Origin of the sequence: Buchnera aphidicola (Pterocomma populeum) (assembly GCF_049314985.1) — a bacterium.
In the GTDB taxonomy this organism is placed as follows: domain Bacteria; phylum Pseudomonadota; class Gammaproteobacteria; order Enterobacterales; family Enterobacteriaceae; genus Buchnera; species Buchnera aphidicola_BQ.
On the sequence record NZ_CP186013.1, the window covers coordinates 89,920 to 104,547 of the forward strand.

12 protein-coding genes, 2 tRNA genes and 2 rRNA genes are annotated in these 14,628 nt (G+C 28.4%); 6 read left to right on the forward strand and 10 right to left on the reverse strand.

Going from position 1 to position 14,628, the window contains the following annotated elements; translation table 11 throughout:
• Window positions 1-41 precede the first annotated feature (41 nt).
• A complete protein-coding gene (gene htpG / locus ACOI1G_RS00420) occupies window positions 42-1,913 on the forward strand; it encodes a molecular chaperone HtpG (RefSeq protein WP_422667377.1) in 1,872 nt (623 codons plus the stop codon).
• A gap of 69 nt (window positions 1,914-1,982) precedes the next feature.
• Window positions 1,983-2,639 carry an adenylate kinase gene (gene adk, locus ACOI1G_RS00425; protein WP_422667378.1) on the forward strand — a complete coding sequence of 219 codons (657 nt, stop codon included), beginning with the start codon at window positions 1,983-1,985 and terminating at the stop codon, window positions 2,637-2,639.
• An 11-nt stretch (window positions 2,640-2,650) separates the two neighbouring features.
• On the opposite strand, the gene ACOI1G_RS00430 is transcribed toward adk, so the two are convergent.
• Window positions 2,651-2,724 (reverse strand) — tRNA-Arg (locus ACOI1G_RS00430).
• A gap of 142 nt (window positions 2,725-2,866) precedes the next feature.
• Between ACOI1G_RS00430 and folD the strand changes: the two genes are divergently transcribed.
• A complete protein-coding gene (gene folD, locus ACOI1G_RS00435) occupies window positions 2,867-3,733 on the forward strand; it encodes a bifunctional methylenetetrahydrofolate dehydrogenase/methenyltetrahydrofolate cyclohydrolase FolD (RefSeq protein WP_422667379.1) in 867 nt (288 codons plus the stop codon).
• A 29-nt stretch (window positions 3,734-3,762) separates the two neighbouring features.
• On the opposite strand, the gene cysS is transcribed toward folD, so the two are convergent.
• Complete coding sequence (gene cysS, locus ACOI1G_RS00440; protein WP_422667380.1) at window positions 3,763-5,160, reverse strand: cysteine--tRNA ligase; 1,398 nt, start codon at window positions 5,158-5,160, stop codon at window positions 3,763-3,765.
• A 180-nt stretch (window positions 5,161-5,340) separates the two neighbouring features.
• Between cysS and ybeD the strand changes: the two genes are divergently transcribed.
• Window positions 5,341-5,604, forward strand: coding sequence for a DUF493 family protein YbeD (gene ybeD, locus ACOI1G_RS00445; protein ID WP_422667381.1), 264 nt, complete (start codon window positions 5,341-5,343; stop codon window positions 5,602-5,604).
• Window positions 5,605-5,692: 88 nt separating this feature from the next.
• Here ybeD and cspE read toward each other — a convergent pair whose 3' ends face one another.
• The 6 genes from cspE to ACOI1G_RS00475 all read right to left on the reverse strand — a co-directional run bounded on the left by cspE (window position 5,693) and on the right by ACOI1G_RS00475 (window position 11,076).
• A complete protein-coding gene (gene cspE, locus ACOI1G_RS00450) occupies window positions 5,693-5,902 on the reverse strand; it encodes a transcription antiterminator/RNA stability regulator CspE (protein WP_009874442.1) in 210 nt (69 codons plus the stop codon).
• A 360-nt stretch (window positions 5,903-6,262) separates the two neighbouring features.
• Window positions 6,263-6,378: ribosomal RNA gene (rrf, locus tag ACOI1G_RS00455) — 5S ribosomal RNA — on the reverse strand.
• A 110-nt stretch (window positions 6,379-6,488) separates the two neighbouring features.
• Window positions 6,489-9,396: ribosomal RNA gene (locus tag ACOI1G_RS00460) — 23S ribosomal RNA — on the reverse strand.
• Between the two features lie 163 nt (window positions 9,397-9,559).
• Window positions 9,560-9,632 (reverse strand) — tRNA-Glu (locus ACOI1G_RS00465).
• 90 nt (window positions 9,633-9,722) lie between these two features.
• Window positions 9,723-10,556 (reverse strand): shikimate dehydrogenase, encoded by an 834-nt coding sequence (gene aroE / locus ACOI1G_RS00470; RefSeq protein ID WP_422667382.1) that lies wholly within the window; start codon window positions 10,554-10,556, stop codon window positions 9,723-9,725.
• Complete coding sequence (locus ACOI1G_RS00475; protein ID WP_422667569.1) at window positions 10,549-11,076, reverse strand: Sua5/YciO/YrdC/YwlC family protein; 528 nt, start codon at window positions 11,074-11,076, stop codon at window positions 10,549-10,551. Before ACOI1G_RS00475 ends, aroE begins: the two co-directional genes overlap by 8 nt.
• Before the next feature lie 580 nt (window positions 11,077-11,656).
• Here ACOI1G_RS00475 and def point away from each other — a divergent pair.
• Together def and fmt are read left to right on the forward strand one after the other, a co-directional pair.
• The gene (gene def / locus ACOI1G_RS00480; protein WP_422667383.1) at window positions 11,657-12,178 is read left to right on the forward strand and encodes a peptide deformylase; all 522 of its coding nucleotides are present in this window, start codon (window positions 11,657-11,659) and stop codon (window positions 12,176-12,178) included.
• Window positions 12,175-13,122, forward strand: a complete 948-nt coding sequence (gene fmt, locus ACOI1G_RS00485; RefSeq protein ID WP_422667384.1) for a methionyl-tRNA formyltransferase — start codon at window positions 12,175-12,177, stop codon at window positions 13,120-13,122. Before def ends, fmt begins: the two co-directional genes overlap by 4 nt.
• Before the next feature lie 72 nt (window positions 13,123-13,194).
• On the opposite strand, the gene rplQ is transcribed toward fmt, so the two are convergent.
• Together rplQ and ACOI1G_RS00495 are read right to left on the reverse strand one after the other, a co-directional pair.
• Window positions 13,195-13,587, reverse strand: coding sequence for a 50S ribosomal protein L17 (gene rplQ, locus ACOI1G_RS00490; RefSeq protein ID WP_422667385.1), 393 nt, complete (start codon window positions 13,585-13,587; stop codon window positions 13,195-13,197).
• Between the two features lie 51 nt (window positions 13,588-13,638).
• Window positions 13,639-14,628 carry a DNA-directed RNA polymerase subunit alpha gene (locus ACOI1G_RS00495; protein WP_422667386.1) on the reverse strand — a complete coding sequence of 330 codons (990 nt, stop codon included), beginning with the start codon at window positions 14,626-14,628 and terminating at the stop codon, window positions 13,639-13,641.

Here is a 14,628-nt window from a genome sequence, read left to right on the forward strand (position 1 = left end):
TAATTTATATTAAAATCATAAAAATTTAAAAAGAAATAAAAATGAATATACAAAAACAAGAAACATATAATTTTAAATCTGAAGTAAAAGAATTATTACATTTAATGATTCATTCTTTATATTCAAATAAAGAAATTTTTTTAAGAGAGCTCATTTCAAACGCATCTGATGCTATTGACAAACTAAGATTTATATCCATATCTTCACCAGAATCATATGAAAATGATAGTGATATGAATATAGAAATTTCTATTAATAAAGCACAAGGAACGATTATAATTAGTGATAATGGAATAGGAATGACTCGTGAAGATGCTATTGAAAATTTAGGAACAATTGCAAAATCAGGTACTAAATCTTTTATTGAATCTTTTAAAAAAGAAAAAAATGGAAATAATTCATTAATTGGAGAATTTGGAGTAGGTTTTTATTCTTCGTTTATTGTATCTCAGAAAGTTACTGTACGGACTAGATTTGCAAATACTGCACATACTGAAGGTACATTATGGGAATCTTCAGGTGAAGGTGAATATAATATCAAAAAAATTACCAAAAAAAAGAGAGGTACAGAAATTACTTTATATTTAAAAAAAGAAGAAGAACAATTTTTAGATATATGGCGCATTAGAAATATAATTAGTAAATATTCTGATCATATTATGGTTCCTGTCAAAATACAAACTTATGATGAAAAAAGTAAAACTTATTCTTGGGAACAAATTAATAAAGCAAAAGCTTTATGGACACTTAATAAAACATCTATTACTAAAAAAGAATATCAAGAATTTTACAAACATCTTACTAATGATAGTAATAATCCAATTATATGGAGTCATAATAAAGTTGAAGGCAATCAAGAATATATAAGCTTATTATTTATTCCAAAAAAAGCAGATTGGGATATATGGAATCGAGATAATAAACACGGCTTAAAATTATATGTAAAACGTGTATATATAATGGATAATTCTAATGAATTTCTTCCAAATTATTTGCGTTTCATAAAAGGTTTAATTGATTCTAATAATTTACCATTAAATGTATCTCGTGAAATTTTACAAGATAATCGTATTACAAATAATTTAAAACAAGCATTAATTAAAAGATCACTAAAAATGCTTGAAAAATTAGCAAAACATAATGTTGAAAAATACCAAAAATTTTGGAATGAATTTGGTTTAATATTAAAAGAGGGACCAGCAGAAGATAGCAAAAATTTAAATACAATTGCAAACTTATTGCGTTTTACATCAATAAAAAATAATAGTTCTGAACAAACATTATCACTGAAAGAATATATTTCTAATATGCATGAAAAACAGGAAAAAATATATTACATAACTGCAGATAGCTATATTTCAGCTAAAAATAGTCCTCATCTAGAGTTATTTAAGAAAAATAATATTGATGTATTGTTATTATCAGATAAAATTGATGAATGGATGATGAATTATTTATTAGAATTTGAAAATAAAAAATTTCAGTCTATTAGTAAAGATGATATATCATTAAATAAATTAACAGAAGAAAAAAAAATTAATAATCATGAATTAGAAACAAAAATTATAGATTTTTTAAAAAAAGTAAAAAATATCTTAAAAGATGAAGTTAAAGAAGTCAGATTAACCAATAGATTAACTGAAACTCCCTGTATGGTATTAAGTGATTCTAATGAAATGACCACACAAATGGCAAAATTATTTTCTGCAGCTGGTCAAAAAGTTCCTGAAATAAAATATATTTTTGAAATAAATCCAAAACATAAACTAATTAAAAAAATATCCTTAATACAGGATTCAAATGAATTACAAGAATGGATTTATTTACTATTAGATCAAGCTTTACTATCTGAAAAAGGAACATTAAAAAATCCACACCAATTTATTACTAGAATGAATCAGCTATTAATTTAATCAAATAAACATGATTACTACTATAAAGTAGTAATCTTTATAATTATTTCATTTTTTTATAAGAAAAATATGCGCATTATTTTATTAGGGCCGCCAGGAACAGGAAAAGGAACTCAAGGAAAATTTATTATTAAAAAATATAATATTCCACATATATCTACTGGCGATATTCTACGTGAAAATATTTCTTCAGGTAGTATTATAGGAGAAAAAATAAAAAATACTATGATTCAAGGAAAATTAGTTGATAATAACATTATTTGTGATTTAATTACAAAAAGAATACAAAAAAAAGATTGTGATAATGGTTTTTTATTAGATGGTTTTCCAAGAAATATTGAACAAGCTCAATATCTATCTAGAAAAAAGATAAACATAGATTATATTTTAGAATTATTAATACCATATAAATTAATATTAGAAAGGATATCAGGAAGGAGAATACACTTAAATTCAGGACGAATTTATCATATAAAATTTAACCCTCCTAAAGAAAAAAATATTGATGATTTTACCGGAGAAAAATTATGTATTAGAGAAGATGACAAAATCGAAATAGTTAAAAAAAGATTAAAAGAGTATATTCAATTAAGCCAACCATTAACTCAATATTACCAAGAAAAAAAAATACAAGATAATTTAAAATACTTTCAATTAAATGGTGCAAATACATTATCTGAAGTTAAAAAAAATATAGATTTTATTTTAAAAAATAGTTATTTTTAATTAATTATTTATGCGCTCTACAGGATTTGAACCTGTGACCTACGGCTTAGAAGGCCGTTGCTCTATCCATCTGAGCTAAGAGCGCATGAAAAGATTTTTTATAATAATATAATATATCATAATAAATTACTAGTAATATTCTATTTTATAATAAAAATATAAAATATTATAGAATAATTATACTAATTTTTTATTACTACAATAAAAATTTACCGAGTTCATTACTAATGTCAGCAATTATTATAAATGGAAGTAAAATAGCAAAAAAAATACAATTAGATATTTTAAATCAGGTTAATAATAGAAAAAAAAATAATAAAAGAGTACCTGGATTAGCAATTATCTTAATCGGATCTAATGTTCCATCTCAAATATATGTTCAAAATAAAAAAATAGCCTGTAAAAACGTAGGTTTTTTTTCAGAATCTTGGATTTTTAAAGAAAATATTTCAGAAAATAAAATATTAGAACTTATACAAAAATTAAACAATAATTCGAAAATAGATGGTATTTTAGTTCAATTACCATTACCTCAACATATTAATCAAATCAAAATAATAAGTAGTATTCTTCCTCAAAAAGATGTTGATGGTTTTCATCCTTATAATATTGGTTCTTTATGTCAAAGACAACCAAAACTAAGAGCATGTACTCCTAAAGGCATTATTACTATATTAGAACACTATAATATAAAAACTCATGGATTACACGCTGTTATAATAGGTGCATCTAATATAGTTGGAAGACCTATGAGTTTAGAATTATTACTAGCTGGATGTACTATTACTATAACACATCGTTTTACTAAAAATCTTAAAAAATACGTAAAAAGTGCAGATTTATTAGTTATAGCAATAGGAAAGCCTAATTTTTTAAAAGGAAACTGGATTAAAAAAGGAGCTATTATTATAGATGTAGGTATTAATCGATTACCTAATGGAAATATAGTAGGTGATGTTGATTTTAATTCAGCATGTTTAAGAGCATCATATATCACTCCTGTACCAGGTGGTGTAGGACCTATGACTGTTACAACATTACTTCAAAATACATTAGAGGCATGCGAAAAATATCATGATACTCAAAAATATTAAATAACACTCATTTTATATTTAAACATCATTTATTTTTTACGCCATAATGTATAAGTAGGAAAATCTTCTAAAAAAATACCCCAGGATATTAATTCATCACGAATTTTATCTGCTTTTTCCCATAAATGAGATTGTCTAGCAATGTTTCTTTGTTCTATTAATTCTTGAATTTTTTTTAATTTATCTATATTAAATAAACATATTTTTTTCAAAAAATTTTCAGGTTTTTGCAATAAAAAACCTATAGAATTTGCTAAAGATAATAATCTAAAAGCCAGTAAATTAGCTTGTAATTTATTAACACTTTTGAATGAATTAATTTCATGAGCTAATTGAAAAAAAGTAGAAAAAGCTTTAGGTGTATTAAAATCATCGTTCATTGCATTTTTAAAATCCATTTCGTATTTCCTGCCTTCAGAAAGATTAGAAATAGGATGTGTACCATATAAAGCAATATATAAAGTTTCTAATGCAGATCGAGATTGATCAAGATATACTGAAGAATAATGTATAGGACGCCTATAATGTGTAGATAAAAGAAAATAACGTATGGTTTCTGCATCATATGATGCTAAAATATCTTTTAAAAAATATACATTATTTAAAGATTTTGACATTTTTTTATTATTAATTATAACCATCCCTGTATGCATCCAAACATTTATTTTTAATTCTTTGTCTAAAACTGAAGATTGCGATTTTTCATTTTCGTGATGAGGAAATAAAAGATCAGAACCACCACCATGAATATCAACAGAATTATTAAAAAATGTTTTAATCATAGTACTACATTCAATATGCCATCCAGGACGACCTTGTCCCCAAGGGGAATCCCAAGAAAAATGAATTTCTTTTTCTTTATCTTTTTCTTTTTTCCATAAGATAAAATCTAAAGGATTTTTTTTCATTTTATTTATAGGAATTCTTGAACCGGATTTTAATAAATCTAAAGACTGATGAGATAATGAACCATAATTAATATCTTTATCTATAGAAAATACGACATCACCATCTTCATTAATATAAGCATATTTTTTATCTAGTAATTCAGTAATTAACTCAATAATATCTTTTCTATAATCTGTAATACGCGGTTCTTCATCGGGAATAATCAGATTAAGCATAGAAAAATCTTTATTCATTGCATGAATCATATTTTTTGTTAAAATATTAATATTTATATTTTCTTTAATTGATTTTTCAATAATCTTATCATCAATATCAGTAATATTACGAACATATGTTACTTGAAAATGTAAATATTTAAAATAACGTACTATCATATCAAATACAATAAAAGTACGACCATGTCCAATATGACAAAAATCGTAAACAGTTACACCACATACATATAAGTTTATTTTATTTTGCTCAATTGGTTTAAAAATTTCTTTTTTACACGTTAATGTATTAAAAATTTTTAACATAATATATTATTTCCAGTTTTGTAATGTGCTAATATAAAATACTATTAATATATATTATAATTTTTTATCAATCTATTAAAAAATAAATTAAATAATAAAAAATTATAAATTAAAATATCAAACGATTATAATATAATAATTTTTCTTTATTATTGATATAAAACAAAACCAGGATTAATAATGCAAACAAAATTACGAGAAATGTTAAAATTCCCTTGTTTTTTTACTTATAAAATCATTGGTTTATCAAAACCTGAACTTGTTGATCAGATTATTAGAGTAATTCAAATTCATATTCCAGGAGATTATACACCTCAAGTTAAATCTAGTCATAGAGGGAATTATTTATCTGTTTCTATTACAATATGCGCAAAAAATTTTGAACAAATTGAAATTTTATATCATGAAATTAGTCAAATTAATATGGTTAGAATGGTTTTATAAAAATTTTAATATTTTTTAAACATAGTACGGTTCCATAAGAACACGTACTATAAAAAATATATTTATTTTTAGATAAATAAATCAAAATCTATAAACTAATCACATTAGCAGCAGACGGTCCTTTTGCTCCTTCTGTAATTTCAAACTCAACGCTTTGACCTTCTGCTAACGTTTTAAATCCATTACTTTGTATTGCTGAAAAATGAACAAAAACATCTTTACTACCATCTTCAGGAGTAATAAAACCAAAACCTTTAGACTCATTAAACCACTTTACATTACCTTTAATCTTGGACATCTATATTACCTTCACATGAAAAATATATACTAAATTAAAAAAAGCAGATTAAAACATTAATCATAAACTATTTTTTTCAAAATAATAATAGTAAGCATTAAGAAAAAAATAATAAATATATTAATAAAATTTTAATTCTAAATAAATTAATTTTTAATTTATTTAAAAAGAAAATAATTTGTTATAGTAAATTACTATCTAAATTTTTATAATTATTAAATAATAATAATTTATTATACTAAATACTATACTATTGATAAATCAAAATAGTAATAAAATTATTGATAAAATTGTATTTATATCTAAAAAAAGAAAGGCAAATACAAAAAAACCCGAAAATTTTCGGGTTTTTTTGTATTTGCCTGGCCTTTACCTACTCTCACACGGGGAGACCCCGTACTACCATCGGCGTTGAAGCGTTTCACTTCTGAGTTCGGAATGGATTCAGGTGGTACCACTACACTATTTTTGCCAGGCATTTTATAATTTATTTAAGTATTTTAGTAAAAATTATGATTAAAAAAATAATAAATTCAGTAAAAACAAGCGTTATTCATTTTCTTTAAAAAAACACCTCTGGTGTTGTAAGGTTAAGCCTCTTGGGTCATTAGTACTAGTTAGCTCAATATATTACTACACTTACACATCTAGCCTATCAACGTTGTAGTCTTCAACGTCCCTTCAGTAAACATTTCTGTTTCAGGGAAGATTAATCTTGAGGCAAGTTTCGTGCTTATATGCGTTCAGCACTTATCTTTTCCGTATTTAGCTACCGGGCAATGCCATTGGCATGACAACCCGAACACCAGTGATACGTCCACTTCGGTCCTCTCGTACTAGAAGCAGCCCCTCTCAATCTTCCAACGCCCACGGCAGATAGGGACCGAACTGTCTCACGACGTTCTAAACCCAGCTCGCGTACCACTTTAAATGGCGAACAGCCATACCCTTGGGACCTGCTTCAGCCCCAGGATGTGATGAGCCGACATCGAGGTGCCAAACACCGCCGTCGATATGAACTCTTGGGCGGTATCAGCCTGTTATCCCCGGAGTACCTTTTATCCGTTGAGCGATGGCCCTTCCATACAGAACCACCGGATCACTAAGACCTGCTTTCGCATCTGCTCGCGTTATCACGCTCGCAGTCAAACTGGCTTATGCCTTTGCACTAACCTCACGATGTCCGACCGTGATTAGCCAATCTTCGCACTCCTCCGTTACTCTTTGGGAGGAGACCGCCCCAGTCAAACTACCCACCAGACACTGTCTCTGTACCGGATTACGGCACTAGGTTAGAATACCGAATTTTAAAGGGTGGTATTTCAAGTTTGGCTCCATTAAAACTAGCGTTTTAATTTCATAGCCTCCCACCTATCCTACACATTAAAATTTAGAATTCAGTGTCAAGCTATAGTAAAGGTTCACGGGGTCTTTCCGTCTTGCCGCGGGTATACTGCATCTTCACAGCAATTTCAATTTCACTGAGTCCCAGGTGGAGACAGCCTGGCCATCATTACGCCATTCGTGCAGGTCGGAACTTACCCGACAAGGAATTTCGCTACCTTAGGACCGTTATAGTTACGGCCGCCGTTTACCGGGGCTTCAGTCCAGAGCTTCAAGTTTCCTTTAACCCTTTCGATTAACCTTCCGGCACCGGGCAGGCGTCACACCGTATACGTCCACTTTCGTGTTTGCACAGTGCTGTGTTTTTAATAAACAGTTGCAGCCAGCTGGTATCTTCGACTAGCTTCAGCTATTGGAGTAAATCCTTTCACTTACAACTAGCGTGCCTTCTCCCGAAGTTACGGCACTATTTTGCCTAGTTCCTTCACCTGGGTTCTCTCAAGCGCCTTAGTATTCTCTACCTAACTACCTGTGTCGGTTTTTGGTACGATTTAAAATTACCTGATGCTTAGAGGCTTTTCTTGGAAGCGTGGTATTAGTCACTTCATTACCGTAGTAATTCGTCATCATGCCTCAGATTAAAGATAACCGGATTTGCCTAATTATCATACCTACACACTTAAACCAGGATAACCGTCACCTGGATAACCTAACCTTCTTCGTCCCCACTTCGCAGTAATATTAAGCACAGGAATATTAACCTGTTATCCATCGACTACGCTTTACAGCCTCGCCTTAGGGGTCGGCTTACCCTGCCCCGATTAGCGTTGGACAGGAAACCTTAGTTTTTCGGCGAGCAGGTTTTTCACCTGCTTTATCGTTACTCATGTCAGCATTCGCACTTCTGATACCTCCAATATATTTTACAATATATCTTCATTGGCTTACAGAACGCTCCCCTACCCAGCAAAAAATAAATTTTTTACTGCCGCAGCTTCGGTGCATAGTTTGAGCCCCGTTACATCTTCCGCGCAGGCCGACTTGACCAGTGAGCTATTACGCTTTCTTTAAATGATGGCTGCTTCTAAGCCAACATCCTGGCTGTTTATGCCTTCCCACATCGTTTCCCACTTAACTATGACTTTGGGACCTTAGCTGGCGGTCTGGGTTGTTTCCCTTTCCACAACGAACGTTAGCACCCGCTGTGTGTCTCCCGTGATAACATTCTACGGTATTCGGAGTTTGCATCGGATTGGTAAGCCGGGATGGCCCCCTAACCGAAACAGTGCTCTACCCCCGAAGATGAATTCACGAGGCGCTACCTAAATAGCTTTCGGGGAGAACCAGCTATCTCCCGGTTTGATTGGCCTTTCACCCCTAACCACAGGTCATCCGCTGATTTTTCAACATCAGTCGGTTCGGTCCTCCAGTTGGTTTTACCCAACCTTCAACCTGCCCATGGCTAGATCACCGGGTTTCGGGTCTGTACCCTGAAACTTAACGCCTGTTTAGGACTCGGTTTCCCTTCGGCTCCCTTATTAAGTTAACCTTGCTACAGAGTACAAGTCGCTGACCCATTATACAAAAGGTACGCAGTCACACAAAAAAAATGCTCCCACTGCTTGTACGTACACGGTTTCAGGTTCTATTTCACTCCCCTCACCGGGGTTCTTTTCGCCTTTCCCTTACGGTACTAGTTCACTATCGGTCAGTCAGGAGTATTTAGCCTTGGAGGATGGTCCCCCCATATTCAAACAGGATTTCTCGTGTCCCGCTCTACTTTTCGAACTCACAATATAAAATTTTCATATACTGGGCTATCACCATGTATCGCTAATTTTTCCAAATTATTCTACTATATTTTAAATTGATTATAGTTCTGGGCTGGTCCCTTTTCGTTCGCCACTACTAAGGGAATCTCGGTTGATTTCTTTTCCTCAAGGTACTTAGATGTTTCAGTTCCCTTGGTTTGCCTTATTAACTTATTTAATTCAGTTAATAATGATGCATATTTTGCATCGGGTTTCCCCATTCGGATATCGACGGTTATAACGCTTCATATCAGCTTACCGACGCTTTTCGCAGATTAGCACGTCCTTCTTCGCCTCTGACTGCCAAGGCATTCACCATGTACGCTTATTCGCTTAACCTTACAACCCACAGGTGTTTTTTATTTTAAAATTTATTTATGCTTGTTTTCCGAATTTTTAAAGAGCTTTATATCAATAGTTTTTTTAAATCTATTTTTAAATCTTTATTGAGAATAACATAATAATTTCAATTAGTATATATTATTTTAAAATTTTTTATTATCGTCCCCTAGGGGATTTGAACCCCTGTTGCCGCCGTGAAAGGGCAGTGTCCTAGACCTCTAGACGAAGGGGACTAAATTTTAATAAATATATTATTTATTAATTATCCTAATAAATCATACAGATCGTAAAAAAAAGAGTCAAGTATTTTATGTTAAATAAATTTAAAAATTATCTTTTTTTTTCAATGTTTTGATAACGGGATTAACTGATGGTAATATATTATGCCAAAGAAAACAAGAATGCGCTGCTTGAAAAACTAACATACCTATACCATCTGAAAAATATTTAGCACCTATTTTAATACACCAATTGATAAAAGGCGTATAACCAATCTGATAATTCATATCATAAAAAAAAGTTTTAGAAGACACTAAAGAAACACAAAAAAAATCTGTTTCATAATTAATATTTCTTGAAGTAGCATTAATAATTAAATCAAATTTTTTATTTGTTGTACTATTTTTTGTTAAAATATCTATTTTGCCAAATTGATTAAATTCAAATACTAATTTTTCAGCATGTAAAAGTGTCCTATTTAAAATTGATACTGAACATCCAAATGAAAGAAGTGAAAATAAAATACCTCTTACTGCACCACCGGCTCCAAGTATTAAAATAGAAAAATGTTTTTCTATAAAATGCAATCGTAATAAATCAGATAATAAACCTATTCCATCAGTATTATCACCTAAAATATATTTATTGTTTATTTTTTTAAATGTATTAACAGATTTAGAAATTTTAGCAGAATTAGTTAATCGATCTGCTAACAAATATGCTTTTTCTTTAAAAGGAGCGGTAATATTTGCGCCTTTACCATTAGATTTAAAAAAAGAAAATATAATATCAGAAAAATTATTCATAGGAATATTAATCGATTCATAATTATATAAAATATCTATTTGTTTTGAAAATAATTTATGAATTTGAGGGGATTTACTATGATTAACAGGATTTCCAAATAAAGCATAGTCAGGTATTATTAATTTAGGCATCGCGAATTAATTTTCCATTAATAATATTAATAATTTTAGAAGGATGAGTTTCATTTCCTATTTTTCCATATAATAACGGAAAATTACTGCCAAATTCTTTCAGTACTGATTCACTTGTAAGACAAGGTTTCATATTAGAAATATTAGCACTAGTAGATATTAATGCACCACCAAACATATTACACAGTTCTATTATTCCTGCATGTGCACTAATACGTACAGCTATAGTATTAAATTTACCAGTTAACCAGAATGGTACTAAAGAATTAGCAGGAACTAAAAAAGTAAAAGGACCGGGCCAATATAAAAACATATTTTTTTTTTGTTGTTTAGATAATTTTAATTCATTTAAATATATTTTTATTTGACTATAATTCGAACCAACTAATATAAAACCTTTTTCTATACTTCTATTTTTTAAATATAATAATTTTTCTACTGCTATTTTGCTCATTGGATTACAACCTAAACCGAACATTGATTCTGTAGGATAAGCAATAACATTATTTTTTTGTAACATTTTTACACAATATACCAATGAATGGAAAAAATTTTTTTGATTCATTAAAAACTCTTATCTAGGAAAAATATTATACATAAAATAGAAAATATCTATGAATTATTTATTTAAATATATATTTTAAAATATCCTATTTCACATCATGAAATGTAAAATAATATAATTATAATAATATTTTATAATTTTTTTTAATATACCATTGAATTATATCTTAATCTAAAATATTTATAACAATTATTTTATACATATAAATATTTACAAAATCTAATATTCCTAAATTAAAATACTAAAAATATTTTTATATTAATCATCTATTTTTTGATAAATAATTAGCTAAAATTATATCATTAATCAAAAAATCTCATCTGTAAAAATATAAAATTTAAAAAAAATTAATATATCAAAAAATATTATTTTTCTTATACATATTTTATCAAAAAATATTATTTTATGTTACAGTAAATTATTTATTAATTATTATTATAAAAAATAATTTTTATACATATTTCACAATAAACTTTTATTATGAAAAAAGTTTATATTAATATTTAAAACTCAATTATTACATACAAAAAAATATATGTCTTCTTTTAAAATATTACATTATCCTGATCAACGTTTACGTAACATTGCCCAACCTGTCAATAATATTAATCAAGAAATTTATAATATTGTCAACAATATGATTAAAATTATGCATCAAGAAGAAGGAATTGGTCTAGCAGCAACACAAATTAATATTCCACTACAAATTATCGTTATTAATATCATAGAAACAAAAAACACAGATTTAATACTCATTAATCCTAAAATTACTGATAGAAAAGGTTTAATTAGCATTGAAGAAGGATGTCTATCTATACCTGAATATCGCGCTTTTATTCCGCGATCAAATTATATCAAAATTGAAGCTATGAACATTTATGAAAAAAAAATAGAAATAGAAGCTGAATCAATATTATCTATTTGCATACAACATGAAATAGATCATTTAATAGGAAAACTATTTATTGATTATTTATCTGATTTAAAAAAAAACCGAATAAACAAAAAATTTCATAAATTAAAAAAGACAATAAAAAAAGGAACTAAATCAATGTGAAAAATATAAAAATTATTTTTGCTGGAACTTCATTTTTTTCTGAACACTACTTAAATGCACTAATTAATTCATCATATCAAATAATAGGTGTAATTACTCAACCAGATACACCATCTGGAAGAGGACAAAAAATTACTTTTTCACCTGTAAAAATATTATCACAAAAAAAAAATATTCCTTTGTTTCAACCATTAAATCTAAATGAAGAAAAATTTCAATATCAATTATCAATATTAAATGCAGATATGATGATCGTTGTTGCTTATGGAAAAATATTACCAAAAAAAATACTAAAAATGTTTCCAATAGGGTGTATTAATGTTCATCCATCATTATTACCTCGGTGGAGAGGAGCAACACCTATTCAATCGGCAATTATGCATGGAGATAAAAAAACAGGCATCACAATTATTAAAATGAATGAAAAAATTGATACAGGAAAAATAATACATTCAGAAATCTGTAGTATTTCTCCTATTGATACTACCTATACATTATCTTTAAAATTAATTCATATTGGTATTAAATCTTTATTAAAAATTTTACAAAACATTATTAACGAAACAATAAAAACAATAAAACAAGATGAAAAAAATTGTCGTATATCATATAAAATTTATAAAAAAGAAGGGTTATTAAATTTTCATTTTCCAGCAATAAAATTAGAACGTTTGATTCGAGCTTTTAATCCATGGCCAACTTGTCATTTTAAAATAAATGAGAAAATAATTAAAGTATGGAAAGCAGAGATTATACCTATTCATATACAAAATTATTCTATCGGAGAAATTGTTAAACTGAATAAACAGGGTATTCAAATTCAAACGGGATATCAATTATTGAATATTAAAAAATTACAAATACCTGGAAAAAAAATTATGACTAGTGAACAGATATTTATTTCACAAAAAAATTTATTTAAAAAAAATATGATACTAATATAAAAAGTAAGCAAACGGTATTGATCCCGTTTGCTATAAATACAATATTAAAAAATTTCTATTATAATAAAAATTTTATTGTTTAATTATTTTATTTTTTACATTTTCTTTTATGCGATCTACTAATTCAATATAAGCCATCGGAGCTTTATCTCCAGATCTAAATCCACATTTTAAGATACGTGTATAACCGCCTAATCTACTAAAGTATATTGGTCCAACATATTTAAATAATTTGGTAACTATTTCATTATTTCGAATTTTAGAAAAAATTAATCGTCTATTAGCAACGCTATCAATTTTAGATAAAGTAATCATCGGTTCTGCAACACGACGTAATTCTTTTGCTTTTGCTAACGTAGTTTTAATAATTTCATGAGTAAATAAAGAAACAGCCATATTATTAAGCATAGCTTTAAGATGATTTCGTTTGCGATTTAAATGACGACCACTTTTTCGATGACGCATATATTTATCCTCTTTTTTCGTCTTTTATTATACTAATAAATAAATTCTAAATTATTCATCAGAAATACTTATTGGAGGCCAATTCTCTAATCGCATACCTAAAGATAAATTACGAGAAGCCAATATATCTTTAATTTCAGTTAAAGATTTTTTCCCTAAATTAGGTGTTTTAAGAAGTTCTACTTCCGTTCTTTGAACTAAATCACCAATATAATGTATTGCTTCTGCTTTTAAACAATTAGCAGACCGTACAGTTAATTCTAAATCATCTACTGGTCGAAGTAAAATTGGTTCAAATTCAGGTTTTTCATCCTTGACCTCTGGTGTACGAATGTCTCTTAAATCAACAAAAGCTTCTAATTGTTCTGCTAAAATAGTCGCAGCACGACGTATTGCTTCTTCTGGATCAATAGTTCCATTAGTTTCCATTTCAATCACTAATTTGTCTAAATCTGTTCTTTTTTCTACACGTGCTGCTTCTACATTATAAGAAATACGATCAATTGGACTATAACATGCATCTACTAATAAACATCCAATGGGTCTAATAGAATCCTCTATATGTATCCTAGAAGAAGCAGGAACATATCCTCTACCACGTTTTACTTTAATTCTCATGTTAATAGAAGAGCTAATATCAGTTAGATGGCAAATAACATGTTCTGGCTTAATAATTTCAACATCCGCATCATGTACAATATCAGCTGCTATTACAGAGGAAATACCAGACTTAATTAATGTTAAAATTGCTTCATCTTTTCCATATAATTTTACAGCTAAACTTTTTAAATTTAACAAAATTTCTAAAATATCTTCTTGAATACCCTCTTTTGTACTATATTCATGTAATACCCCATCAATTTCTACTTCAGTCACTGCACAACCTGGCATAGAAGATAATAAAATTCTACGAAGAGCATTACCTAACGTATGACCAAATCCCCTTTCTAATGGCTCTAAAGTAATCTTAGTATGTGTTTCACTAATCTGTTCAATATCAACTAAACGAGGTTTTAAAAAACCAATGATTGAATTCTGCAT